This window comes from Micromonospora sp. NPDC005197, from assembly GCF_040608295.1.
GTDB lineage: Bacteria > Actinomycetota > Actinomycetes > Mycobacteriales > Micromonosporaceae > Micromonospora.
The window spans coordinates 1-2580 of the sequence record NZ_JBEXHY010000251.1 but is presented as its reverse complement, the minus strand read 5'-3'; the positions used below and the strand labels follow the sequence as shown (position 1 = coordinate 2580).

The following is a 2580-nucleotide window of genomic DNA, read 5'->3' as shown; positions in this document are numbered from 1 at the left end:
CCGGAGAGCTCTCCGGCCGCCGCCGCTTCGCGTTCCGGCCCGGCTGGTCAGCCCCAGTCGCTGTCGACGTGGTTGTCGCGCCAGCGTCCGCCCACCGGCGGGGTGTCCAGGCGCATCCCGCCATTGGCGTTGCCGGCGAGGTCGTTGTCCTCGACCCGGCAGTCCACACAGCTGCCCCGTTCGGTGATCCACAGACCGTGGGTCTGGGTGCTGTACTCGTGGTTGTCCCAGACCCGGTTGCCGCGGATGGTGGCCGAGTCGAACGCCGCGTCGATGGTGATGCCGGCCCGCCGCTCGGGTGCCGCGGACAGCTCGTACCCGCAGCCCGGGGGCGGTACGTCCCCACTCCACGCGGTGATGCCGTCGGGCCGGACCGGCGCCAGGACGAGTTCTTCGCCGGTGTTCGCGGCGACCATGGCCACGGCCCGTCCCACCCGCAGGACCTTGCCCCGGTGCCCGTCGTGCGGCCAGGTCGCCGACCGGTCCACCACGGACCGCTGGGCGTAGCGAACGGTCTCGCCACCGCCGCTGGCGGCCTGCGCGTACTGTCGCCCGTTGTTGCGGATCCGGTTGTTCAGCAGCACCGCGTCGGTCATCTGGTGGTCGATCCGGACGGCGTCCAGCCCGTTGCCCCATAACTCGTTGCTCTCGATCACCACGTCCCGTACCGGGCCCTGGTAGCCCCGCCCGAGGTCCTGCCCGTGGTAGCCGTACTGACCGTTCCCGCTGATCCGGTTGCCCCGGATGGTGTACGGGCCCGGGCTGTTGCCGACAATGACCCCGTCGCGGATGTTGCCGTCGATGACGCAGTCGGTGAGCAGCCCACCTCGTCCGGCCACCGCCGCGGTGCCCTGGGCGGAGATGTCGAACCCGGCCTCCAGGTTGCCGGTCATCGTGCAGGCGGAGACGATGAGACCGTCGGCACCCCAGTCGGAGATGCCGAACCGGTTGCCCTGGCTGTGACAGCCGATGATGCGGTAGCCGCGGGGCGGCGGCCAGTAGTCCTTCTGCAGCTCCAGGAAGATGCCGTTGGTGCCGTTGGCGAGCGTGGTGCAGTTGGCGATGGTCAACCGCTCCACCGCGCCCCAACCGCCGATGCCCACGCCGATGCCGGCGCCGCCGATCTGCTCGCCGTTGTCCAGTCGCCCGCAGCCGACGACCACCACGCCGTCGATCAGCGAGTCCTGGAGGAAGTCGCAGCCCAGCCCGGTGGCCGCGGTGTGGTGGATGTAGAGGTTGCGGAACACGCCGCGCACGACGTACTGCAGGCCCAGGCCCTTGGCGAGGTAGTTGTACTCGGCCATCGCCACGCCGGAGCCGTCGATCTGGAAGTCGGCGAAGGTGCAGTCGGCGATGTGCCGGTCCCGGTCGGCCCCGTGCTGCACGGTGGTCCAGAAGGCCAGCGGGGTCGGGTCGGCCCGGTTGCCCTCGTTGCTGAGCATGAACCGGGTCGCCGCCGGGCCGGCGCCGACCAGCGAGACCCCACTACGCCACACCGTGCCGGAATCGCGGATCGAGTAGATGCCCGGCGGGCAGTAGATGACGCGGGCCCGCCCGTCCGAGGCGTACCCGGCGCCGAGGCGGTCCACGAGGGCGGCCAACGCCGGCTGGTCGTTGGTCGCGCCGTCGCCGGTCAGCCCGTACTCCAGCGCGTCGCAGTAGAGCGGTGCGCCGGCCGCGGCGGGCCGCCGCACCCGTACCGAATTCAGTAGCAGCTCGTTCGCCACGACCACGGGTCGGCTCCCTTCGACGCCTCCGGTGCGTACCGGCGGGGCCGACTTCCCGATGACGCGACCGCGAAACCACTGACGCACGCCGGCCCCGGCGCCGCGCGGGCGGTGCCAGGGCCGGGGGTACGCGTCAGACGGCGGCGATCAGCAGCGCCGGGCGCTCCACGCAGTCGGCGACGTGCCGCAGGAAGCCACCGGCCACCCCACCGTCGCAGACCCGGTGGTCGAACGTGAGGCTCAGCTGGGTCACCTTGCGCACGGCCAACTGCCCGTCGACCACCCACGGCTTGTCCACGATCCGGCCCACGCCGAGCAGGGCCGCCTCGGGGTGGTTGATGATCGGGGTGGAGCCGTCCACGCCGAACACCCCGTAGTTGTTCAGCGTGAAGGTGCCGCCGGTGAGCCGGGCCGGCGCGAGCGTCCCGGCCCGCGCCGCGGCGGTGGTCGCCGCCAGCTCGGCGGCCAGCTCGGCCGTGGTGAGTCGCTGGGCGTCGCGCAGCACCGGCACCAGCAGGCCCCGGTCGGTCTGCGCGGCGATGCCCAGGTGCACCCCGGCGGACTGGACGATCCGCTGACCCTCGGTGTCGACGCGGGAGTTGAGCTGCGGGAACCGGCGCAGACCGCTGAGGCAGATCCGGGCCAGCAGGGCCAGGATGCTCACCGGCGCGTCGGGCGTCGCCGCGTTGATCGCCGCGCGGGTCTCCAGTAGCCCGGTGGCGTCGACGTCGACCCAGATGGTCACCTCGGGGATCTCCCGCCGGCTGCGGGAGAGCTTGTCGGCGATCACCTTGCGCACGCCGGTGAGCGGGACGATCAGGTCGCCGTCGCCCTCCGGGGACGGATCGGACGA

Annotated in this window: 2 protein-coding genes; both read right to left on the bottom strand. The window is 72.3% G+C overall.

Annotated features, from left to right (window positions below):
- Positions 1–47 precede the first annotated feature (47 nt).
- Positions 48–1727, bottom strand: coding sequence for a right-handed parallel beta-helix repeat-containing protein (locus tag ABZU46_RS31555; protein ID WP_354863344.1), 1680 nt, complete (start codon positions 1725–1727; stop codon positions 48–50).
- 133 nt (positions 1728–1860) lie between these two features.
- A partial coding sequence (locus ABZU46_RS31550) for a dihydrolipoamide acetyltransferase family protein (RefSeq protein WP_354863343.1) occupies positions 1861–2580 on the bottom strand: 720 nt, incomplete at its 5' end.